The 21677-nt window shown below is 44.8% G+C and carries 24 protein-coding genes, 2 tRNA genes and 2 pseudogenes; 11 read left to right on the plus strand and 17 right to left on the minus strand.

What is annotated here, in order from left to right:
- From rps13p to THEPK_RS09860, 4 genes and pseudogenes are all read right to left on the minus strand, one after another.
- Window positions 1-101, minus strand: a pseudogene (gene rps13p / locus THEPK_RS13200) (30S ribosomal protein S13); the annotation flags it as partial.
- 41 nt (window positions 102-142) lie between these two features.
- Window positions 143-229: transfer RNA gene (locus THEPK_RS09855), tRNA-Ser, on the minus strand.
- Window positions 215-802: a class I SAM-dependent methyltransferase gene (locus THEPK_RS12735; RefSeq protein ID WP_083965098.1), complete on the minus strand. Its 588-nt coding sequence runs from the start codon at window positions 800-802 to the stop codon at window positions 215-217. The genes THEPK_RS09855 and THEPK_RS12735 overlap by 15 nt, the downstream gene beginning before the upstream one ends.
- A 248-nt stretch (window positions 803-1050) precedes the next feature.
- A complete protein-coding gene (locus THEPK_RS09860) occupies window positions 1051-1539 on the minus strand; it encodes a hypothetical protein (RefSeq protein WP_042701397.1) in 489 nt (162 codons plus the stop codon).
- A gap of 159 nt (window positions 1540-1698) precedes the next feature.
- Between THEPK_RS09860 and tnpA the strand changes: the two genes are divergently transcribed.
- Entirely contained in the window at window positions 1699-2133 is a 435-nt protein-coding gene (gene tnpA, locus THEPK_RS09865; protein ID WP_042699144.1) for an IS200/IS605 family transposase, read from the plus strand.
- Window positions 2134-2168: 35 nt separating this feature from the next.
- Window positions 2169-3428 carry an RNA-guided endonuclease InsQ/TnpB family protein gene (locus THEPK_RS09870; protein ID WP_052315877.1) on the plus strand — a complete coding sequence of 420 codons (1260 nt, stop codon included), beginning with the start codon at window positions 2169-2171 and terminating at the stop codon, window positions 3426-3428.
- Here THEPK_RS09870 and THEPK_RS09875 read toward each other — a convergent pair.
- The 4 genes from THEPK_RS09875 to THEPK_RS09890 form a co-directional block, all read right to left on the minus strand.
- A complete protein-coding gene (locus THEPK_RS09875; protein WP_232194580.1) occupies window positions 3384-4937 on the minus strand; it encodes a hypothetical protein in 1554 nt (517 codons plus the stop codon). The two genes, THEPK_RS09870 and THEPK_RS09875, sit on opposite strands and share 45 nt — an antisense overlap.
- Before the next feature lie 3 nt (window positions 4938-4940).
- Complete coding sequence (locus tag THEPK_RS09880; RefSeq protein WP_042701403.1) at window positions 4941-5729, minus strand: ABC transporter permease; 789 nt, start codon at window positions 5727-5729, stop codon at window positions 4941-4943.
- Window positions 5722-6660 carry an ABC transporter ATP-binding protein gene (locus THEPK_RS09885; protein ID WP_042701406.1) on the minus strand — a complete coding sequence of 313 codons (939 nt, stop codon included), beginning with the start codon at window positions 6658-6660 and terminating at the stop codon, window positions 5722-5724. Before THEPK_RS09885 ends, THEPK_RS09880 begins: the two co-directional genes overlap by 8 nt.
- 558 nt (window positions 6661-7218) lie before the next feature.
- Window positions 7219-7296: transfer RNA gene (locus THEPK_RS09890), tRNA-Val, on the minus strand.
- Window positions 7297-7396: 100 nt separating this feature from the next.
- Here THEPK_RS09890 and THEPK_RS09895 point away from each other — a divergent pair.
- Window positions 7397-7780, plus strand: a complete 384-nt coding sequence (locus THEPK_RS09895; protein WP_042701409.1) for a DUF356 domain-containing protein — start codon at window positions 7397-7399, stop codon at window positions 7778-7780.
- Here THEPK_RS09895 and THEPK_RS09900 read toward each other — a convergent pair whose 3' ends face one another.
- Window positions 7781-8314, minus strand: coding sequence for a multiprotein bridging factor aMBF1 (locus tag THEPK_RS09900; protein WP_042701411.1), 534 nt, complete (start codon window positions 8312-8314; stop codon window positions 7781-7783).
- A gap of 81 nt (window positions 8315-8395) precedes the next feature.
- Between THEPK_RS09900 and THEPK_RS09905 the strand changes: the two genes are divergently transcribed.
- On the plus strand, window positions 8396-8914 hold the full coding sequence (locus tag THEPK_RS09905; protein ID WP_042701414.1) for a GNAT family N-acetyltransferase: 519 nt from the start codon (window positions 8396-8398) through the stop codon (window positions 8912-8914).
- Here THEPK_RS09905 and THEPK_RS09910 read toward each other — a convergent pair.
- Genes THEPK_RS09910 through THEPK_RS09920 form a run of 3 tightly spaced genes read right to left on the minus strand, consistent with a single transcriptional unit; the run spans window position 8887 to window position 11517 of the window.
- Window positions 8887-9294 carry a Zn-ribbon domain-containing OB-fold protein gene (locus tag THEPK_RS09910; RefSeq protein ID WP_042701417.1) on the minus strand — a complete coding sequence of 136 codons (408 nt, stop codon included), beginning with the start codon at window positions 9292-9294 and terminating at the stop codon, window positions 8887-8889. The two genes, THEPK_RS09905 and THEPK_RS09910, sit on opposite strands and share 28 nt — an antisense overlap.
- A 2-nt stretch (window positions 9295-9296) precedes the next feature.
- Window positions 9297-10454: a thiolase domain-containing protein gene (locus tag THEPK_RS09915; RefSeq protein WP_042701420.1), complete on the minus strand. Its 1158-nt coding sequence runs from the start codon at window positions 10452-10454 to the stop codon at window positions 9297-9299.
- Between the two features lie 10 nt (window positions 10455-10464).
- On the minus strand, window positions 10465-11517 hold the full coding sequence (locus THEPK_RS09920; protein WP_042701423.1) for a hydroxymethylglutaryl-CoA synthase: 1053 nt from the start codon (window positions 11515-11517) through the stop codon (window positions 10465-10467).
- Between the two features lie 188 nt (window positions 11518-11705).
- Between THEPK_RS09920 and THEPK_RS09925 the strand changes: the two genes are divergently transcribed.
- Both THEPK_RS09925 and THEPK_RS09930 read left to right on the plus strand, forming a co-directional pair.
- A complete protein-coding gene (locus THEPK_RS09925; RefSeq protein WP_042701426.1) occupies window positions 11706-12959 on the plus strand; it encodes a hypothetical protein in 1254 nt (417 codons plus the stop codon).
- 5 nt (window positions 12960-12964) lie between these two features.
- Window positions 12965-13645 carry a fibrillarin-like rRNA/tRNA 2'-O-methyltransferase gene (locus tag THEPK_RS09930; RefSeq protein WP_042701429.1) on the plus strand — a complete coding sequence of 227 codons (681 nt, stop codon included), beginning with the start codon at window positions 12965-12967 and terminating at the stop codon, window positions 13643-13645.
- 41 nt (window positions 13646-13686) lie between these two features.
- Here the strand turns inward: THEPK_RS09930 and THEPK_RS09935 are convergent, their stop codons facing one another.
- From THEPK_RS09935 to THEPK_RS09955, 5 genes are all read right to left on the minus strand, one after another.
- The gene (locus tag THEPK_RS09935; RefSeq protein WP_042701432.1) at window positions 13687-14442 is read right to left on the minus strand and encodes an ABC transporter permease; all 756 of its coding nucleotides are present in this window, start codon (window positions 14440-14442) and stop codon (window positions 13687-13689) included.
- Window positions 14402-15142, minus strand: a complete 741-nt coding sequence (locus tag THEPK_RS09940; RefSeq protein ID WP_042701435.1) for an ABC transporter ATP-binding protein — start codon at window positions 15140-15142, stop codon at window positions 14402-14404. Before THEPK_RS09940 ends, THEPK_RS09935 begins: the two co-directional genes overlap by 41 nt.
- Window positions 15139-16548, minus strand: a complete 1410-nt coding sequence (locus THEPK_RS09945; protein ID WP_042701437.1) for a radical SAM/SPASM domain-containing protein — start codon at window positions 16546-16548, stop codon at window positions 15139-15141. Before THEPK_RS09945 ends, THEPK_RS09940 begins: the two co-directional genes overlap by 4 nt.
- A 328-nt stretch (window positions 16549-16876) precedes the next feature.
- On the minus strand, window positions 16877-18169 hold the full coding sequence (gene eno, locus THEPK_RS09950; protein ID WP_042701442.1) for a phosphopyruvate hydratase: 1293 nt from the start codon (window positions 18167-18169) through the stop codon (window positions 16877-16879).
- Between the two features lie 70 nt (window positions 18170-18239).
- Entirely contained in the window at window positions 18240-19013 is a 774-nt protein-coding gene (locus tag THEPK_RS09955; RefSeq protein ID WP_156882185.1) for a hypothetical protein, read from the minus strand.
- Here THEPK_RS09955 and THEPK_RS13745 point away from each other — a divergent pair.
- The 5 genes and pseudogenes from THEPK_RS13745 to THEPK_RS09975 all read left to right on the plus strand — a co-directional run.
- Window positions 18939-19133 (plus strand): DUF6849 domain-containing protein, encoded by a 195-nt coding sequence (locus tag THEPK_RS13745; protein ID WP_342764011.1) that lies wholly within the window; start codon window positions 18939-18941, stop codon window positions 19131-19133. The two genes, THEPK_RS09955 and THEPK_RS13745, sit on opposite strands and share 75 nt — an antisense overlap.
- Complete coding sequence (locus THEPK_RS09960; protein ID WP_042701445.1) at window positions 19102-19815, plus strand: endonuclease III domain-containing protein; 714 nt, start codon at window positions 19102-19104, stop codon at window positions 19813-19815. Before THEPK_RS13745 ends, THEPK_RS09960 begins: the two co-directional genes overlap by 32 nt.
- A gap of 45 nt (window positions 19816-19860) precedes the next feature.
- Window positions 19861-20529: a TIGR00266 family protein gene (locus THEPK_RS09965; RefSeq protein ID WP_042701448.1), complete on the plus strand. Its 669-nt coding sequence runs from the start codon at window positions 19861-19863 to the stop codon at window positions 20527-20529.
- A gap of 43 nt (window positions 20530-20572) precedes the next feature.
- Window positions 20573-21340, plus strand: a complete 768-nt coding sequence (locus THEPK_RS09970; protein ID WP_042701450.1) for a sugar phosphate isomerase/epimerase family protein — start codon at window positions 20573-20575, stop codon at window positions 21338-21340.
- A gap of 59 nt (window positions 21341-21399) precedes the next feature.
- Window positions 21400-21677: pseudogene (locus THEPK_RS09975) on the plus strand (IS982 family transposase); the annotation flags it as partial.

A 21677-nucleotide genomic window follows, 5' to 3' on the forward strand; every position in this document is an offset into this window, starting at 1 on the left:
TTTATTCCTATGCCCCTAATTCCGGTGAGGGCCCATCTAAGTTGTTTGTGTCCGTCTATATCAACGTTCGCTACACGCACGATATGTCTAAAGTCAGCCATTATAAGCACACCTCCACAAGTTAATCCTTCAACGAGGATTTTGGCGCCGGGACGGGGATTTGAACCCCGGCGGGCAAACGCCCACGGGCTCTCAAGGCCCGCGCCATCCCAGGCTAGGCGATCCCGGCATACACCCTAAAGCCTGAGCCCTTCGCGATTTCTTTTACTTCTTTGAAGTTCTCCTCCATGAGTCCCTTAATATACTTTGCGCCTTGGTTAGTGCGAATGACAATTTGAAGCACTCCTTCATCGTAGAGATAATGGGGTGCATTTATAACTATTTCCCTCAACACATCCTTCCCAGCATGCACAGGGGGATTCGTTATTATGCTGTGGAACATCTCCCCCCTCACAGGTTCATAGAGATTGCCCCATCTCACCTCGGCATTCTTAACGTTGTTGATTTTTAAGTTTTTCTTTGCTATGCTCACAGCCCTCTTGTTTATGTCGGTCATTACCACATAATCTACAAAGCGGGATGCTACTATGCCTATTGCCCCATAACCACAGCCTAAATCCAGAACGCGCCAGTTTTCATTAAGTATCATGCTCTCTATGAGCAGCTCCGTCCCCCTATCAAGCTTGCCAAACGAGAACACTCCGCTGGCAGTTATAAACTTAAAGCAGTAACCCCTAAGGCATACCTCTATGGTTTTTGTTTTCAGCGGGACATTAGGCTCCTCAGAGTAGTAGTGGCTCATGGTTGGAAATAAGAAAAGGGGTTTATAAAGGTGAAGTTTCTCTACTCTTTTCTCAAGCTCTATCAACTCTAGGGAGAGGAGCAAAAAAAGTATCTAAGAGGTCGAGGTACCTAATCGGGCTTTCCCATATTGGGAGAACGGACGAGAAGGGCATCACATTGCCGCCCAGCGTTGTTTCCTAACTCTCACCACCACCGTTTCGAGGTGGGGCTTCAGCTTTGAGTAGAGTTCCTCCAGGGGCTCCGTCCTCACGAGGTACATCTCCTCAACGCTGGAGGCGTTGTTATTCTCCAGCAGATATTCCGGACTGCTAAGTATTTTCTCAATCCCCTCTTGAACCCTGTCCAGAAGGTCTCTCTCGGCCACAAGCACCATCCAGGCGTCGTGGGGTCGAGCTCTCCCTCCTTTACCCACTCCGAGAGCTTCCCCACGTACTCAAGCGCCTCAAGAACCTGCTCCCTCATGTAGGAGAGAACCTTAGGGTCTATGCTGGCCTCATCCAGCTGGGCAACGTTGCCACTCATCCACTCCGTCTCCACAAGCTCAAGGACTTTGTCCAGGGCGTGCTTCCTCGCGAGGAGCTTGTCCCTCAGGTAGCGGAGTTCCGCGGCCGGGACGCCTCCCCTGAGCCTCGCGTTCAGGGAGTCCTTGAGGGCAACCAGCTGGGCGCCGAGCCAGGATGCCGTTTCGAGGTGGATAACCTCAACCTTCCCCGCTTCCCTCTTCAGCTTTTCCATCCCCACGACTTCTTCCGGCTTTACTCCGCCCCCTTTTACTTTTTCTTCTGAAAGCCTCGCCCTTTAGGGCGGGGATGCAGTAAACTACCCAACAGCCCTCAAACAGGAAAGCGAAAAGCATTTAAGCAATAATGCAGACCATACATTAAGGGGTTCACAATGAAACCCGAATCACCAAGAATCAAAAGAACAAGACACGCAAAACACTTCATAACCTACCATTTCGTCTGGATACCAAAATACCGGAGAGACATTCTCACCGGAAAAGTCGTCGAGAGACTCAAAGAAATGTTCAAAGAATACTCGGAAGAAATCGGGTGCGAGGTTATTGCCCTCGAAGTAATGCCCGACCACGTTCACGTCTTCCTTCAGGCAAAGCCCAACCTCTCGCCAGCCCAAATAGTGAACCACTTGAAAGGCAAAACCGCCAGAAAACTCCTCCAAGAGTTTCCAGAACTGAGGAGCAAGACGACACACGGTAGGTTATGGTCTCGCTCCTATTTCGTCGCCTCAGTCGGCTACATAACGGACGAGATTGTGAAGCACTACGTTGAAACCCAATGGGAGCGTGAGTTGAAACGAAGAGGAGCGTAACGCTCAAACTCCAGCCCTCAAAAGAAACCGAGAGAATTCTCTTCGAGTTAGCTGACATTGGGGCTAAAGTTTGGAACCAGATAAACTACCTTCGCAGGCAGGAATTCTTCGAGGGTAAACCAGTGGACTTCAACAGGACGGAGAAAATCGTCTATGAAGAATTCAAAAAGGAAATCGGCTCCGCAACAGTCCAGCAAATTTGCAGGAAGAATGCTGAAAGCTGGAGGAGCTTCTTCTCACTCTTAAGGAATAAGCGGAACGGAGAACTGCCCGAGTGGTTGAAGCCGAAGCCACCGAACTACTTGAAAGACGATGGGAAAAGAAAACCTTTAATCGTACTCAGGAACGACCAATACAAGATTGAGGGCAACAGGTTAATTCTCAAAGGCCTCGGCAAGTTCAAACGCCTCGAAGTCCAGTTTAAGGGGAAAATACACCTCAAAGGCAAACAAGGAAGGCTGGAAATAACCTACGATACCGTTAAGCGGAAATGGTATGCCCACATCAGCATTACCGTCGAGGAGAAACTAATTGGAGGCGAGTGGATTGAAGTTCCAAGGAAACCATTGGGCGACCTTTCAGCGGGAATTGATTTGGGAGTGAACAATCTAATGGCGGTCTACGTTGAGAACGGTGAAAGCTTCCTCGTGAACGGCAGGCCATTAAAATCAATAGCCTTTTACTGGCGGAAGAGGATTGCGGATTATCAGTCAAAACTTAACAGGTCGGGAGCGAAGAGAAGTAGAAAACTCAAAAGAATGCACGGGAAGGCTAAACTTCAAGCAAAGCATTACATCAACACGGCAGTAAGACAGACCGTTGAAAAGCTCTACCACCTCGGAGTTTCGAGGATTGTTGTAGGTTACCCGAAGGGGATTGCCAGAAACTCTGAGAAAGGCAAGAGGCAGAACTTCCTCCTCTCCCACGTCTGGCGGTTCAATACTGTGATTCAAAGGCTCAAGGAAGTGGCTGAGGAATATGGCATCGTTGTTCAGGTTGTTAATGAGGCTTTCACCTCAAAAACCTGCCCCGTTTGCGGGAAGCCCCACGAGGGGGCCCGCTTTGTTCGTGGTTTGTTTAAGTGTCCCGCGACGGGGCTTGACTTTAACGCGGATTTGATTGGTGCTTTCAACATTTTAAAGAAGGCTGTGGAAAAGATAACCCCGAATCTGGGCGGCCTTTATGCTCAGAGGAGGGGTAACGGGGGGAAGACCCTCCCCGAGGGGTCGAAGACCCGCTTTAACTTGGGTCTAAATGAAACCCCTCAAACCTCCCTGCCAATGGCGAGGGGTTAACTCGTTGGAACCCTCGCCCTTCAGGGCGGGGAGGAGGTCAGCTCCTACTCTATAAGGCAGGCCCACATGGTGATGCTCGCTTGTGTAGTTGACCTTTGCAAGCCAGTTGTCTCCATAAACCGGCAGTATACCTATTCCCCCGACTTCTAGCTTTAGAGGAATCTTGATTTCGTTAACCGTTACATTGAAGTCAATCGGCTCGTTGAGCATAAAGCCCTGCGGCAGGTTTGGGAGCTTTAAAACTAACGTTACCTGAGCATTTTGAACCACGTCGAGCTCCTTAACCTGAGTGTCCCCATAGTAGAAGTAGGCCTTTATAGAGTCCGGCAACCCCTCAACGCCAAAGCTTGCCTTCCCACTGCCGGTGAGGCTTATCACATAGCTCACGCTTCTCCCAAGTATGCCCTTTGCGTAAGAGTTAACAGCTTTCGCGCTCAGCTCTGCCCTTAATGAGATGGGAAAAGTTGCGGAGTAAGAAGGTGACATAACTCCAACGGTTAAAATCTGCGCTTCTTCCGGAACTTTAAACTCAAGAGAAACCTCTTCGTCGGGTATTATCGTGACGTCGGCAAAATAGGGCTCCCCCACAATGACAGAGTTCTGGTAAATAGACACCCTTCCCGAAAACGCTGTCTTTCCGTCGTTTCTCAGCCATATCTTCAACATGTCCTTTTCCTTCTCAATCCTCGTAAGAGATATCCTTGGCATTTCGAAGTAGAAGCTCTCCTGCTTTATTACGCCATAGTCAACAAGAACCGTGCCCTGAACAGCGTCGGTCTCAAAGACTACTTCCCGCTCTCCCTTTGAGTTAAGGTAAACCTCCTTCTTGTCTAAGGTCATCCCGCTAACCAGAAGCTTAACGGTGACGTTAACGGGATCCCCATGGTTTCTCAGAAGGACTTGAAGCTTTTTATCCTTCCAGATGCGCTCAATCGTTACAAGTTCTTCAGTAGAAGTGACAGTTATGGTTTTTGATAGCTTGGCCTCCTTCAGCATGAAGGTTAGCTGAGTATAGGGGGGAGAAACCTTCAAAGTCAGGCCTTCCCCGGGCTTAAGGACAATAGGCCGCTCCTCTATCTCCACTCCCTGAGCAAGAATCACCAGGGTGTCGTTGATCTCATAATACCCTGTGTTCTCCACCTTTACCCTTACATAGGCATCAAAGGTCTCCACGAGGGATACACTGAAGTCCCTCTTTTTTAGAACCTCAACGCCGGAGTAGTTGCCACTTAGATGGAGCTTAAGGGTAAGTGTATTCATATCAAGGCTTCCAACGGTGTAGTTTACCCCTTCAAAGAAAACACTCTCGCCGAAGTGCAGCCCTTTGATTAGGCTCGTGTTTTCACTCTCTAACAATAGAAAAACCAGATTCGGATTGTTTTGAGCTACATCAAAGGTTACGATGGTGTCATCAACTATCAAAACCTCATCTATCCCAAGCTCGACAGATAGGGCAAGAGCGTTCCCAGCAAAGAGGAGAAGTATGAAAAACGGTAAAATTTTCTTCATGGCTCATCCCTCAAACTCCTTTCTGTACAGTCCTAAAAGCGTAAATATGAGGCTCAACAGGATAACGCTGAGGAAAAACAGAGCACTCATGGATGGGTCTCCCTTATAGGTGTCCAGTCCGGTGTGAAGCGTAAAGCCCCTCTTTAGTAAAACCCCTATCTGATAGCTCAGGTTAAAGCGCTCTGGATTGTCAAAGAAGGGCAGCTGTGGGAGTATGAATTGAGCAGTAAAAACCAATCCAAAGCTTGCGAGAGATGCATAAAGGGGTCTCGAAAGGACAACCGAGAGGAGCATCGAAACTGCCCCAAGGCTTCCGAGGATGATGACCGTAACCCCAAGGGCGAACAGGAAGTCGTCGAAAGTCGCCATAAACCCTTCGAAGCCGGACTTGTAGAGGAGAACCATGTAAACCTGCATCACAAAGTATGGAATACCAAAAATAACGAGCACGGCAGTAATTCCGGAAAGAAACTTGCCTAGGACTATCTCGCTTTTTCTTATCGGTTTCGCGAGGAGAAGTCTTATTGTGCCTTTGTCAATCTCACTCGCGAGCAAATCACTCATGACGATTATAACGACGAGTTGCCCGATCACACTTGCCCAGAAGTTTATTAAAAACTGAGAAATGTTTATCTGGAATGAAATCTCCAGGGCTTTTGCGCTGTATTCAGTTATCTCTTCATGGGTGAAAAAGTAAACTATTACTGGAAGGAGCATTAGGACAAGCATCACCTTAAGCCGTCTCGACTTCAAAAGCCTGTAGACCTCGTTTTGGTACAGAACGCTAATCACTTTCCTCACCTATGCTGAACTTTTCCATGAGGATTCTCTCAAGCGGGCTTGTGTGGGGCTTGAAGAGCTTTAGGCGAATGCCCCGAGAGGTAAGATACTTCGGAAACTGCAGGAAAAACTCGTCAAGAAACCTCGGGTCTACTTTAACTCTGATTATATTTTCCTCCTCCCACACTTCCCTAACGTATGGCTTTTCTCTTAGGAACTCAATTGCCGCCCTGTTGTCTGAGGTAGAAACATCGTAATCGTTCTCCTCTATCTCAGTAAGCTCGCTTATCTTCCCCTGGGCTATCAAACGCCCTTGGTTAATTAAGCCCACGTAGTTGCACATCTTCTCAACTTCGCTCACTATGTGCGAGCTCACGAAAATAGTCTTCCCCTCTTTAGCAAGGGAGAGAATTTTTCCTATGAATTCTATTCTCCCGAGGGGGTCAAGGTTTGCGGTGGGCTCATCAAGGATTAGAAGCTCCGGGTCACCGATTAGAGCCGAAGCAAAAGCAACCCTCTGTTTCTGTCCCGAGGAGAGCTCCTTTATCTTGTTCAGTGCTAACCTTCCAACGCCAACGTACTTCATGAGCTCCTTCGCCTGCTCTCTCGCTTCCTCCTTTTTTAAGCCGGAGAGCCTGCCCATATAAGTCAGAAAGTCAAAAATCGTCATGTCTTCATAGGCTATCGGAACCTCGGGCATATAGCCAACGTTTTTCATTATTTCAACTCTCTTCTGGGGCATCTTCATGCCAAATATTCTAATCTCCCCATAGGTGGGTCTCAAAGCTGCCGTGAGCATTTTGATTGTGGTGGTCTTACCGGCCCCGTTCGGCCCCAAAAAGCCATAGACAACCCCTTTAGGGACTTTAAGGTCGAGATGATAAACTATGTTTCTCTTTCCGAAAAACTTCGTGAGGTCTTTGGTTTCTATGACGTATTCCATCTTCAACACCGGACTGTAGATAATGATCTTAACCACTAGAGAATAACCTGAAAGAAGTTATAATGTTTTTGGGTATGAACTATTCCCGGAAGATTCTTTTGCAGTTACAGTATCCTTTATTAGAGGTTGTCCTCTTATAGTTCCCGATTTCCAGTTATGAGTTATAACTTCTTAGTTATAAGTTATAACCGAAGCTAAACTGTCTCACGAACTTTTGAAACAAACCGAAAACTTCCCAGAATAGCGATTTCGAGAAGACAAGCTTTGATTAAACTTCGCGCAGGCAAGCAAACTTTTGGAAAAGTTTGACCAAAAGAGTTCCCTTCTTAATAACAGGCAAAAACCAGTTGTGCACTGCTCAAAAGCACTTTTGGAGGGGTTTACTTCCTAAATACGCACTTTCAATCAGGTTTCAATCCAATTTTAGCGTCTACAGGACGCTTTCCCGAGTGAAACCCTCATAAAAGAGCATGTAAACAAGAAACCCCGTTCATTTATTGTAAATCCTTAGAAAAGCACTCAACATTCCGCCAGCGCTTACGCAGGTAAGGGCTGTTATGGTGGGCCCGCGGGGATTCGAACCCCGGACCTTCGCCGTGTGAGGGCGACGTCATAACCAGTCTAGACCACGGGCCCGCCCGAGCGATCACTCATATCTCCTTGGGTTGTGCTTATAAATTTTCCGCCTCACCACATTCTTTAAATACCCTCCGGCTTACCTCTTCTCGGTGAGAATATGCTAAACACGATGGTTTTGATAAGGACAGACAGCTTTGACAAAGCCCTAGTAGCACTGGCAGACCTCGTTAGATATGGAGGAATGGAGATAAGGGGAAAACCAAGAATCATACCCCCAGCTCTCTCTGACTGGGCGTTTGAAAAAATCGTTGGAGAGAAGCCCAAGAAGAAGTACCGCGCCCATGTTATAGCGCAGATAGACCTACCTCCCGCAAAAGCAATAGGGAGATTAAGGGAAATTCACCCCCCGGCACACATAATAGTTATCCCGCCGGATTCACCCGTTCATAAGGAACTCCTCAAAATGTGGGGAACTTTTGAAGTGCTGAAGGGGTTTTATCCTCCCAAAAGACCTAGAAATGGAGAAGAGAGCGAGGAATAATCACTTCTTTTTCTTCTTCCTGATTTTTATGTTTGCGACGTCCCCAAGGGTCGGCTCGTAATCCTTTGGAATCGCAACTTTCTCCTGCACGCTTTTCTCTACCCTCTCAATGAGGGTTATCTTAAAGTATCTTTCGAGCTTCTTTGCCTCCTCTATGGTCGGCATGTACTCCCCGTGGACTATTCTCTTAAGGAGGTTTGTTGAAAGACCCACTTTGTGGGAAAGCTCTTCATAGCTCAAACCACTTTTTTGAATCGCCTCTCTTACCCTCTCTGCATAGTCCTCAACGATATCCTCTGTATAAAGGGGCTTCTGCGTTCTCGGAGCTGGCTTCGGTCTAGGCTTTGGCTCGTAGGTCCTCCTCGGTTGCCTTCCGGTGGGCATTGGACTCCACGTTCCAGGCTTTTTCTTGCCATACTTTTGATAGCACCTGCTGCAAACTAACAGCTCTGCACCCTCTATTTTCACCGTGTGACCTTGTCCTCTAATCTCTGCCCCACAGACTTCACAAATCCTCGGTTTGGCTTTTGCCATTAAGATCACCTTCAGCGCTCTCTACTCTGAGTTTTAGGATTAGATTTTATAAACCCATCTGATAACATAACACCGATAAATATGGCGGATGAAATCAAAGTGGAGAAACTAAAGAAAATGGACCAAGAAACACTCGAGACCCTTGTAGGAATTTACATGAGGGGCTACGAGGGCTTGAGGGAATACGGCGGAGAGGGAGAGAGCTACGCTAAAAGGTACCTCCGGTGGTGCTGGAACAAAGCCAGCGATGGCTTCTTTGTGGCAAAAGATGGTGATAGGATAGTTGGGTTTATAGTATGCGACAACGACTGGCACAGCAGATACGAGGACAGGGTGGTAGGGGCCATACACGAGTTTGTAATTGACAAGGGCTACCAGGGAAAAAGCGTTGGCAAAAAGCTCATGGAAAAGTGTCTGGAGTATCTGAGCAAATACAACGACAGAATAGAGCTGTGGGTCGGAGAAAAGAACACCAAAGCAATTGAATTCTACAAAAAGCTCGGCTTCAAAATAGCTGGAAAGAGCGGCATATGGATAAGAATGGTAAAAGACCTAAAAGAAGAAAAAAGTAGTCATTTTATCGGAGGCCTGAACTTGTAGCCGTAGAGGATTATTCCGTCCTCTTCGAACTCCCTAACCTTTCTCGTGACCATCTCTACTTCCATGCCAAAGTCGATTTCTTCTGGGTCAACATCTGTGAGCTGGGCCAAAATCACCGGCCCCTCTTCGAGCTGAATTAGGGCTATGGGATACGGCTTGTAGTACTCGTAACCGCTTGGCGGGTTTCTCACTATAGTCCAGCTTACCACTTTGCCCTTTCCGCTGAACTGGAACTCCTCTACCTCTTGGCTTCCACATTCCGGGCAAACAGGCCTCTTAGGGAAGTGAACGTGACCGCAGCTCTTACATTTGCCCCCGATGAGGCGGTATTTCTCTTTAAAGTGCCTCCAATAACGGGCAACCTGCATTGGTCTCCCCATCTTCAAACCCTCCTCAATATGGTTACGGTTATGTTAGAGCCGGTTCCACCTATGTTTTGAGTTAACCCAATCTCTGCATCTGGCACTTGGTTTGGAGCTTCTCCTCTAAGCTGCCATACTGCTTCTACGGTTTGATAAACTCCCGTAGCCCCTACAGGGTGTCCCCTCGCTTTTAGTCCACCGAGTGTTTGAATTGGGTAATCTCCATCAATCGCTATCTGCCCTTCTTTTGCAAGCATTGCACCCTTTCCTCTTTCCGCAGCGCCAATTGACTCCAGGCTTAAGGCGGCCATTACGGTAAAGGCATCGTGAACCTCAAAGAAGTCTATGTCTTTAACCTCAACACCCGCCATCTTGTATGCCTTTTGAGCGGCTACATGAGCAGCTTTTAAGAACAGGAAATCTTTTCTGTTTGCAAGGTTTATGGTATCCACTGCTCTTCCCATTCCCGCAACTTCAACCATCTTCGCCTTGTCCACGAATTCTTTGGCCTTCTCTTCGGTGGTTATTATGACAGCCGCAGCACCGTCGGCTATTGGTGAGGCGTCAAAGAGCTTCAGCGGGTCAGCTACATATGGGCTCTTCATAACGGTTTCAACCGTTATTGGCTTCTTGAACATAGCGTATGGGTTCTTGGCACCGTTTGCGTGAGCGTTAACTGCAAAGAGAGCTAAATCCTCTTCAGTATAACCGTATTCCTTCATGTAGAGCCTCATGGCAAGTGCATTTAGCGCTACAAAGCTCACACCATGGAAAAGCTCCCACTCTGCATCTGCAGCGTAGGCAAGGTACCTTGTTGCGTCACTTGGCCAGGCGTCGGTCATCTTCTCAACGCCTACAACTGCAACGACGTCTTCAAGACCGCTCATAACTGCTTTTACTCCTTCCTGAACCGCGGCTCCACCGCTTGCACATGCGGCTTCAATTTTAACGGCTGGAATATTTCCAAGACCGGCCCAGTCCGCTATTAATGCCCCAAGGTTTTCCTGTTCAACGAATGAACCAGAGGCCATGTTGCCAACATAAAGTGAATCCACCTTATCAACACCCGCATCTTCCATGGCATTGAGCAAAGCCTCAACGGCTAAATCTCTAAGGCTCAGCTTCCAGTGCTCTCCAACCGGAGTCAATCCCACACCAATGATAACCGGCTTTCTCATTTTAACCACCTCACATGATGTACTTACCTCTGTGCTTTGCGTAGAGGGCATAATCAATGTACTTCTTCCTGTTTACGTAATCCATGGTCTTTGGCGCTAGGTCTCTCTTTTCTTCAATTGCATCCTGCACCACTAAGCTGAATGCATCGCTTCCGGCCCCACTTCCAAAGCTTACCCAAAGAATTCTATCTCCCGGCTTCGCTATGTCCAAAACCGCTGAAATGCCAACTAATGTAGCACCGCTGTAGGTGTTTCCTATTATTCCGCTCAGCAGTCCCGGGAGGACTTTTTCTTTGGGGATTCCGAGAATCTTCGCAGCTGTGAGTGGGAACTTAACGTTTGGCTGGTGGAAGACGGCGTAATCAAAATCACTCGGAGAGTAGCCCAGCTCTTCCATTAAACCTTTTGCGGCACTTATTACATGATGGAAGTAAGCTGGCTCTCCAGTAAACCTGTTTCCGTGCCTTGGATAGTGCTCGTGCTGTCTTCTCCAGAAATCTGGAGTATCGGTTACGTAGGAATAGCTTCCCTCAAAATAGGCAACCGTCTCAGAGCTTTTCTCACCAACGATATAAGCGGCTCCTCCGGCGGATGCAGTAAACTCTAAATGGTCGCCTGGCCTTCCTTGAGCTGTATCGGCACCGATGGCCATGGCATACTTCGCCATTCCGCTCCCAACAAAACCGATGGCTGCTTGCAAGGCTTCAGTTCCGGCTTTACATGCGAATTCAAAATCCGCGGCATCTAAATCCGGAGTTGCCCCAATTGCCTCAGCAATTACGGTTGCAGAAGGTTTGACAGCATAGGGCTTGGATTCGGTTCCAAACCACAAAGCCCTAATTTCTCTCGGATCGATTTGAGCTCTTTTAAGAGCATTTCTTGCGGCCTCAATTCCTATTGTTATTGCATCTTCATCCAAATTATTAACGGACTTTTCCTGAATGGGAAACCCATTCACTCCCCAAACCCTTCCAATTTCCTCGTTTTTAATTCTATACATAGGCACATAGGCACCATAACCAACAATTCCCACATCCTTTACTGGCTTCAGCAGTTTCCTCATTGGGCACCACCTTTTTAAGAGATTATCTTTAAATCGTTCTCTCAAAGGTTAAAGACGTACATTATAAAAGCCTTTCGGTAAATGTGTAATATTTTTTCGACAATGAGCGATAAAGCCACGTCACGGAATATGTTTAAAAACTCAACTCTTTTATACTTCTTCAGCAAAGAATAAAAAAGGTGATGCTCATGAAAGCATACATAAGCGAAAATGTGCAGGGTATCTACGCCTTTGATGAGAACGGCAACCTAGTGGGGAAAAGAATCTTCACGGAGAGGCCAGAAGTTGCACTTGACAAGCTCCTAAAGGGAGATGTTACCGAAGATCTTACCATTCTCCTAGGTGAATTGAAGGAAAAAGGGTACTCAAGTTTTGTGTTCGAACACCCTGAGCTCAGCAGACGTGTGAGAGAGCTCGGCTTCGAGTCTGAATTTGAATTTCCCAACTTAGCCGGAGAGAAACTCAGGGAAAACCCAGAGGAGTTCCTGGGGCAAGAATGGTTCGAAAGATACTTCACAGTAGGAGTAGCCCTAACCAGACTCAGGATACAGGAGCAGAGCGGTGCAAGAGACAAAATGATAATTCAGGCAATAGAAGCTCTAGATGATATTGACAAGGTCGTAAACCTCCTCGTTTCCAGACTGAGAGAGTGGTATTCCCTCCACTTCCCCGAGCTTGATGAGCTTTTACCCAAACACCCGCAGTACGTGAGTTTTGTCAAGAATGTCGGGCACAGAGAGAACATAACAAAGGAGAAGTTGGAATCCCTTGGACTTAGCGAAGAGAAAATAGCGAAAATCCTCGAAGCAAAGGAGAAGACAATGGGAGCATGGATGGACGAAAAGGATCTCAGAGTTATCCAGGACTTAGCGAGAGAAATTGATGATCTTTACAAGCTGAGAAACGAAATAGAGGACTACATCGAGAGGGCAATGGATGACGTTGCTCCAAACTTAAAAGCCCTGGTTGGTGCAAAGCTTGCCGCAAGGCTGATAAGCCTGGCTGGAGGATTAAAAGAGCTCGCAATGATGCCTGCCTCAACAATTCAAGTTCTCGGTGCAGAGAAGGCACTATTCAGACACCTGCGGAGCGGTGCAAAGCCACCAAAGCACGGTGTGATCTATCAGTACCCAGCAATCAACAAGTCCCCATGGTGGCAGAGAGGTAAAATTGCAAGAGCTTTAGCTGGCAAATTGGCAATAGCTGCCAGAGTTGACTACTTCTCAGGAGAGTACATAGCTGAGGAGCTTAAGAAGGAGATTGAAGCCAGAATCAAGGAAATCAAGGAGAAGTACCCCAACCCGCCAAAACGCAAGGAGAAGCCCAAGAAAGAGAAGAAGAAAAAAGAAAAAAGATTCAAAAAGAAGGAAAAGGGGAAGAAATTCAAAGGAAAAGAGAAAGAAAAGAAAAAGAAACACAAAGAGAAGGGTAGGAGGAGGTGAAATAGATGAACGTTAAAAAGCACAAATTCCCTGGCGTTTACATCGTCATCGACGATGACGGGAGCGAGAAGATAGCGACCAAAAACCTAGTGCCCGGTCAGAAGGTTTACGGGGAGAGGGTTATCAAGTGGGAAGGAGAGGAATACAGAATATGGAACCCAAACAGGTCAAAGCTTGGCGCTGCAATCCTTAATGGTCTTAAGAATTTCCCAATAAAGCCCGGGAGCACCGTGCTGTACCTTGGAATAGCAAGCGGTACGACAGCTTCACACGTAAGTGACATCGTTGGATGGGAAGGGAAAATCTTCGGTATAGAGTTCTCGCCAAGAGTCCTTAGAGAGCTAGTTCCCCTTGTAGAGGAGAGAAGAAACATAATACCCATTTTGGGCGATGCAACAAAGCCTGAAGAATACAGAGCTCTGGTGACAAAAGTAGATGTGATCTTTGAAGACGTTGCACAGCCAACGCAGGCCAAGATACTCATAGACAACGCAAAAGCCTACCTCAAGAGCGGCGGCTATGGTATGATCTCCGTCAAGAGCAGAAGTATTGACGTGACAAAAGAGCCCGAAGAAGTGTTCAAAGAAGTCGAGAAGGAACTCAGCGAATATTTTGAGGTTGTGGAGAGAATCTCCCTGGAGCCATACGAGAAAGACCATGCGCTGATAGTCGTGAGAAAGCCTTGAGCTTTTCTCTAATTTTTAGTTCTGCATAACAGCTCAAAGATTCACCTCACGTCCATTCCTCGGAACAAGGTATATGCGACCCCCATTGTAATCAATGCAAAAAATGTAAGCAATAACATGTGCCAAACAACATTTATTTGCACTCCCAAGAAAGATGCCCGCATCAATTCTGCTGCATATGTTAGTGGATTAAATTTCGCAATTTCTGAAACAAGTGGAGGGAGGTATTCTGGAGGATAAAATATACCGCTAACAGCTATTATTGGGGTTGTTATTATTCTATTAAACATAGTTAGCTTGTCTGGTGTTTTCACAACTGTACTGACACAGAAAGATAAAGATGAAAATATCATTGAAGTCATAACCACAGAATAAAGAAACAAAAATGGAGTAATATAAGAAAAGGTTATCTCCTCTATTATTATTGGAATTGAAATTAGTCCCAATACTATGGCAGTTGATGAAGAAATTATAACAATTGAAAGTACTCTTGAGAGAAAATACTCCCTTCTAGAAGAAAAGCTTAAAATTTGCTCTAACATTCCATTGTATTTATCTGTCCAGAGCATCGATCCACACAATACCGAAAACTGCAGAGTGTTTATCAAGATAGCAGCAGGTATAAAAAAAGTAGAATAGCTTAAATATCTGCCATACATTGGTATAGGCTTTACAATCTTGTTGTATGCAAGTGAAACTATAAAGATATAAATGAGGGTCGGGAGGAGTAAACTAAAAAACAGATGGGGTCTTAGATCATAAGTTGTTCTTATATTTCGATATATTAAGCGTTTCATTTTTAATCACCTTAAGATACGCCTCTTCTAAGTTTTCTGACTGAGTTTCTCTAATTAGAGACTTCGGAGATGCAATTGTTAGTATTTGTCCTTGATGTATAATTGCAACCCTGTCACATAGTTTCTCCGCTTCCCATAGGTTGTGGGTAGTAAAAAATATAGGTATCTCTAGCTCCCTTAAAATATTAAGAAGCTTATGCTTCGATTCTACATCCAAACCTATTGTGGGTTCATCAAGAAACAATAAATCGGGCTTACATACCAATTCTCTAGCTATTTGAAGTCTCCTTCTTTGTCCAATTGATAATTCAACAGCCTTTTTGTTTGGTTCTAAATCAAATTCATTAATAAGCTTTAATGCTCTTTCTTTTGCTTCATCTTTGCTTAATCCTTTTAAATATCCATAAAGCCAAATATTTTCAAATACTGATATATAAGGTTCAAAGCTAATTCTCTGTTGAACATAGCCAATTCTTCTTCGTTCTTCTACTGAAAGTTCACTTGGTTTTTTTCCAAAAATTTTAACAGAGCCCCTGTTTGCATTTAAGATACCAAGAACTATTCTGATAGTGGTCGTTTTCCCAGCACCGTTAGGCCCAATAAACCCAAATATTTCACGTTTAACTTCAAAGCTTATCCCCTTGAGTACCCATTCACTGTTAAACCTCTTCCATAAATCTGAAACTGAAATAATTCTCATAACTTCCCCCCGATTGATTTAAGTATTTTCTTTTTCACGGGCAAACTTGAATACTTCAAGATTACATCCAAAGCCTCATTAAATACTCTGCATACTATTGGATCGGGGTATTCCTCTCCTAATTCATAGCTCCTAAAGCCTATTCCCGGACAAACACCGCCACAAAGAGCATAATATCTGCAAGATCTACATTTTTGCAGGATACCCAAAGATGCCAACTTTTTGTATATATTCTCCCAGTCTTTGTACATGCGTTCTGAGGAAGATAAAATCTCTTCTAGTGATTTTTCTCTCAAAGATCCTAATTTCCACTCTGTCATCCTGTCACATGGAGTAATTGTCCCATCAGGTTCGATGTTTATATATGCAATATAGGGGACACAATGAAATGAGAATTGTTCGAACTCTTTGCTGTCCTGAAGTAACTCTATGTTAAATGAACCCGTAATACGAAATTCTGAATTTTCTTTATTGTAAATAGACATTAATCGCAGTGACTCCTCAATGAACTTTCGAATTTCTTCAGTATTTGGTCGAAAGTAAGTCCAATTTGCAAATCCGCATCCAACAGGCATTATCAATGTTGGGATCCACATAGAAACACCCAAATTTAACAAAAGGTCGACAAAATCTTCCATTCTTTCTATTAAATGTCCTCTCAAAGAGCTGGCTACAGCCACAGTGATGCCACTATTAGTTAATTCCTTAATTGAGGCAATAATTTTCCTATAGGCTCCCGGAACGCCAACAAACGGATCAACATCTTGTTCGCTGATACCATGTAGTGAAACCTGAACAACAAGATTGTCAATCTCAGACAATTTTTTAATAATCTCCGGAGTTAAAAGAGTGGCGTTTGTATAAACACGTAGAGGGAATGCATATTCCCCTGCATACTGAATTAGTTGAAGAGCATCCTTTCTTAAGAAAGGCTCTCCTCCTGTAAAAAATAGATAGCTCACACCATACTCAGAGAGCTGATCAATAATATCTGTCCATTTCTCAGTTGGTAGTTCTTTACGAGAGTTCCATCTGTTATCTCCTTGGAGGCAATGTTTGCACTTGAAGTTGCACCTATATGTCAAAGTTAGAAGCGCCCTGGTGCACATGCTAAACGGATAAATTTTTACAGGCTTACTTTCATACCTCTTGCTAAAAGTGATTATCCCCAAGTTGTACATTTCTAATAATGTTTCAGCAACCTTTTCTTGGGGTATCCCCAAGTCGTTAGAAACTTTTTCACACACTTCGTCAACTGTTAATTTATCTTTTGAGACTCTCATTAGAACTTCCTTGAAAACGAAGTCTCCATAATAATAGTCCTCATGATATCTAGGATCGACAAAGTAATAATTCCCTTTATACTCGTGAAGGCGCAACGGTCTAAGAAGAGATACGTACACCATTTTGCCCACCTCCATTTCCTTGGTATAAAAATTTAAAATCAGAAGGCGGAGTTTGTAAAGGGTTTCTTTATACCTTTTACAAACTCCTTATGGTAGACTGAGATTCCTATATATTGGTGTTCTCCCGCATGAAGTCCCTTAGTATTCAACACACAACTAAATTTTCTTAATTGTTTAGGGTGGTTTCTTGCTTTCATAGTAACCACCAAAGTAAAATTAACGTTATTGTTTATTTTTTTTTTCTACAACTTTTAGTTAAAAACAAAAAGTTTAATATTCCTTAAGAAGTCAAGGAATAACCCTCACAAAATTTTAAGAAAGAAAAGGATCAAAGCAATGGGTTTCTAAACTTCTTGCCCGGGTAGTATGCAACTCCCTCAAGCTCTTCCTCAATTCTAAGGAGCTGGTTGTACTTGGCATTTCTATCACTCCTTGCTGGAGCACCGGTTTTAATCTGGCCTGCATTGAGGGCAACGGCTATGTCGGCAATCGTTGAATCTTCCGTTTCGCCGGAGCGGTGGGACACAACAACTCCATAGCCCGCTCTAAAGGCAAGGTAAGCGGCATCAATAGCTTCGCTGAGTGTTCCAATCTGGTTTACCTTGAGGAGCAGAGCGTTTCCAGCGCCCATCTCGATGCCCTTCTTAAGCCTCTTGACGTTTGTAACGAAGATGTCATCTCCAACGAGCTGGACTTTCTTTCCAAGCTCCTTTGTGACCATTGCAAAGCCCTCAAAGTCTTCCTCCTGCACCGGGTCTTCAATTGACAGTATTGGATAGGTGGAGATGAGATCCTTGTAGAGGTCGATGAGCTCTTCTCTCGTGTATTCCCTACCCCCAACGACATAAACGTTCTTCTCTTCCTCGTAGAACTCGCTTGATGCCACATCAAGGGCAAAGGCAATTTCATCTCCGACTTTGTAACCGCTCTCTTCAATAGCCTTTACAAGGGCATCCAATGGCTCGGTTACTTCTTTCATCGGCGGTGCAAAACCGCCTTCATCACCGACGTTAACTGCCAGCTTACCGTACTTCTCTATGAGAATCTTCTTTAATGTGTGGTAGGTCTCGCTTACCATTTGAATGGCTTCCCTAAAGCTCTTTGCACCGACGGGCATAATCATGAACTCCTGGAAGTCCAAATCGTTGCCCGCATGTGCGCCTCCGTTGATAACGTTGCTCATTGGAACAGGCAGAACGTAAGCGTTTGCTCCGCCAAGGTATCTGTAGAGAGGCATTCCAAGGGTGTTAGCGGCAGCTTTTGCAACAGCAAGGGAAACACCAAGAATAGCGTTAGCACCGAGGTTGCTCTTGTTCTCCGTGCCATCGAGCTCAACCATGAGCATATCTATGTCTCTCTGAAGTGTGACATCCATTCCAAGAAGTTCAGGAGCGATTATCTTGTTAACGTTCTCAACGGCCCTCTTAACACCTTTTCCGTGGTATCTCTTCCCACCGTCTCTAAGCTCTAGGGCCTCGTGGATTCCCGTTGAGGCACCGCTTGGCACTGCCGCCCTTCCCATCGCAACCGGGGTGTATACATCAACCTCAACTGTTGGGTTTCCTCTTGAGTCGAGAATTTCCCTAGCAACTATTCCAGTAATTTCAAATGGGTTTTCCATTGCTTTCACCTCGGGTGATATTTGAGGTTTCTCTTTAAAGCTTTTTCACAAAACAGGGGCGTGTTTAGTTTCACCCCCTGTTATTTAAACAGTATTTGACTCTGAGGAGGATTTTCAGACCATAACACATTACCCCAAGCAGGATTCGGGTTACAGTAGTCTTTTTCAGAAAACAGGGGATCCTACTGCCAAAACCACGTTGTAAACGCACCCCAGAACCCCTCATGAGGATTCCTACGCCTGTACTCTTCTTCAGAAAACACTCTGTCTCTCTTCTTACTACCCTTTGAATCATAAGCCCCATCAGCATAAAAATTCCCAGAACCCCCGGCAGGAGTTCAATCAGCTCGTTCTCAGAAGTTGTGATCTTCACAGCAACCGGATACAGTAAACCCGGCAGGATTCTCGTTATTGCCTGAACTTCTATCCTGCCCTTTTTTATTGTAATAATGGTTGAGTCTGCTTGAGTGCTGGCGTAGGGTAATTTCTGGAGTTTTTTCAGGAGGTGGTTTGTCAGTTCTTCGAGGTTCAGCTTTTTCTCCCAGTTGTGGAGGGTTGAGTAGTGAATGTTTGCTCCGAAGAATTTTCTGCCGTAGTGCTGGGCGTCTCTGAGGGGTAGGTTGTAGTATTGTTTAAAGAGGAGTATTGCCAGTATTGTTTTTACTGGAAATTTTTTGGATTTTGGCAGGTTCTTCAGCTTTCCTTCTGATTCGAAGTCTGCTAAAACGTCAAGAATTGCGAATGCCACGCTTTCAGGGTCTTTGAGTCTGTGATCCCATCTGGGGATCACGACAACCACCTGAAAGAATTCAGCAAAAACCCTAATAAAGGTTACTATAAACACGCCCACAGAGGACACAAGATTTTTAACCAGAAATTCGAGAAACTTAAAGAAGTTAGGCTTGCAAAAAACACTGTATTGGTGGTTCATGATGAAAACAAACTTACAATCATCCAAGTCTGATGGATTTACATTTAACGAGAGCTGGGAGGAAAAGAAAAAACGTGCCCAAGAGATAGTCAAAAAACTCATAGAGACCTATCCTAGAGAAAAAATCCTCATTGGGGATCCTTACAAAACGCTGATTCACTGCATAATCTCCCAAAGGATGAGGGATGAAGTGACTTACAAAGTGTGGAGGGAGTTGTTTAAAAAGTACAAGAACATCGAGACGATAGCGAACACACCCATTGAAGAGATGCAAGAGTTTCTGAGGAAGAACGGTGTTGGCCTCTGGAAAACGAAAGGCGAATGGATAGTAAGGGCTTCTCAAATAATTCTCGAAGAATATGGTGGTAAAGTTCCAGACAGAATTGAAGAACTAATGAAGCTCCCGGGTATAGGGAGAAAATGTGCAAACATAGTTTTAGCATACGGGTTTGGAAAGCAGACGATTCCAGTGGATACCCACGTAAACAGAATCAGCAAAAGGCTCGGCTTAGCTCCTCCGAAGGTTTCACCGGAGAAAGTCGAGGAATACCTCAAACAATTAATACCCAAGGATCTATGGATATATGTGAACCATGCAATGGTTGACCACGGAAAACGAATATGCAAGCCTATAAACCCCAAATGCAACGAGTGTCCCCTGCAGGATCTCTGCCCCTACGCAAAAGGTCAAATAGACAAGAAAGAAATAAGGTAAAAGGGCTTATATACCTAAATCACCAAATTTCTTTTGGTGTTATAAATGAGATACGAGATTATTCAAAGACCAAGTTTTAGCTTGGTTGAGGTAGAATTGGAGGATGGGGAAGCCATTAAGGCAGAACCCGGAGCAATGGTTCATATGAGCCCAAATGTAGAAATAGAAACAAAGACAGGCGGAGTTTTTAAAGCCCTAAAAAGGTCAATGCTTGGAGGAGAAAGCATATTCATAAACACCTTTAGAGCCAGAGGGGGTAAAGGAAATATCGGCCTAGCCCCGCCGTATATGGGAGACATAGAGGCATTGGAGTTGAGAGGAACCCTATATGCCCAGAGTGGAGCATTTTTAGCTAGTTCTGAGGGGATAGAGATAGATACCAAATTCGGTGGCGCAAAGACCTTTTTCTCAAGGGAGGGGCTTTTCCTGCTCAAACTAAGTGGAGAAGGAACAGTCTTCCTTTCAAGCTTTGGCGGGATATACAAAAAGGAGCTTAGGGGCGAAAGATTTATCATAGACACCGGCCATTTAGTGGCTTTTACAGAAGGTCTCGATTTCAAAGTAAGGAGAGTTGGAGGCCTAAAAAGTACAATTCTTGGCGGCGAAGGACTTGTTGCAGAATTCTATGGCACAGGAACATTATATATACAAACAAGGAGCATAGACAGCTTTTTAGGCTGGCTTATTCCTTTCCTGCCCAAATCACGAGAGTGAGCTTTTTATACCCTCTCTTTTATCCCTCCCTGGTGAGGAAAACGTGATAGGTACATCAACTCAGTGCCTATTTGACAAAAGCCTAAGTGTCGCTCTCAACAAAATTAAGAATCTCAGCATTGATTTTGTTGAAATTGTCAATGAAGGGTATCACGAGCTTAACAGGTACAACTATAAGATGCACAAGGAGTTTTTAGAAAACAATGGTTTAAAAAGCGTTATCCACGCTCCATTCAGCGATATAAACATAGGATCGTTAAACGAAAAAATAAGGAGAGCCTCTCTCAACATTATCTTTGAGACTCTGGAGGTAGCACATAGGATGGAATCCTTGCTTGTGGTAATTCATCCAGCACACAAGTCCCCACTAAGTGGAAAGTTTCCCAAAGCTTACGAAAAAGTCCAAAAACGCTCTCTAGAAGAAATAGACAGAGTGGGAGAAAAGATAGGTGTGAAGGTTGCTTTAGAGAATATGCCCTCCTTCTGGATACTTGATGGTCAAACTCCAGAAAGGATAGCAGAACTCGTTGATGGAACCAACATAGGCGTGACATTTGATGTGGGACACTTAAACACAACAACTGGAAACTTTGACGAATTTATTGAACTCTTAAGAGACAGGATAGTGTACATACACTTAAGCGACAATGACGGCACAAAAGACTCTCATTTGGCTCTAGGAGAAGGCACGGTCCCTTGGAGAGAGGTAATGAAAAAACTACCCAAAGTTCCCATGTCTTTAGAGATAAAAACCTTCGACGATGCTATTAAAAGTCTCAAATTTTTGAGTGAACTTCACAGCAATATTTGATAACCCTAGTTCCCATTAGATCGTTAGAGTTATAAGCACTTAAGTCTTTTGGTTGATTGGTGGTTGTTATGAACTTTCAGCAGGAAATCCTGATCATAAAATCCGAAATCTATCCGATAATCAGCAAACACTACCCGAAAAACACTCACAGGGAAATAATCAGCCTCTACGACCTAATAACCTTCGCAATACTAGCACACTTGCACTTTAACGGAGTTTACAAGCACGCTTACAGAGTCCTAATCGAAGAAATGAAGCTGTTCCCCAAAATCAGGTACAACAAACTAACAGAACGCTTGAACAGGCACGAAAACTCCTGCTCCTAGCGCAGGAAGAA

The sequence above is a fragment of the Thermococcus sp. PK genome (assembly GCF_000430485.1).
Lineage (GTDB): Archaea > Methanobacteriota_B > Thermococci > Thermococcales > Thermococcaceae > Thermococcus_A > Thermococcus_A bergensis.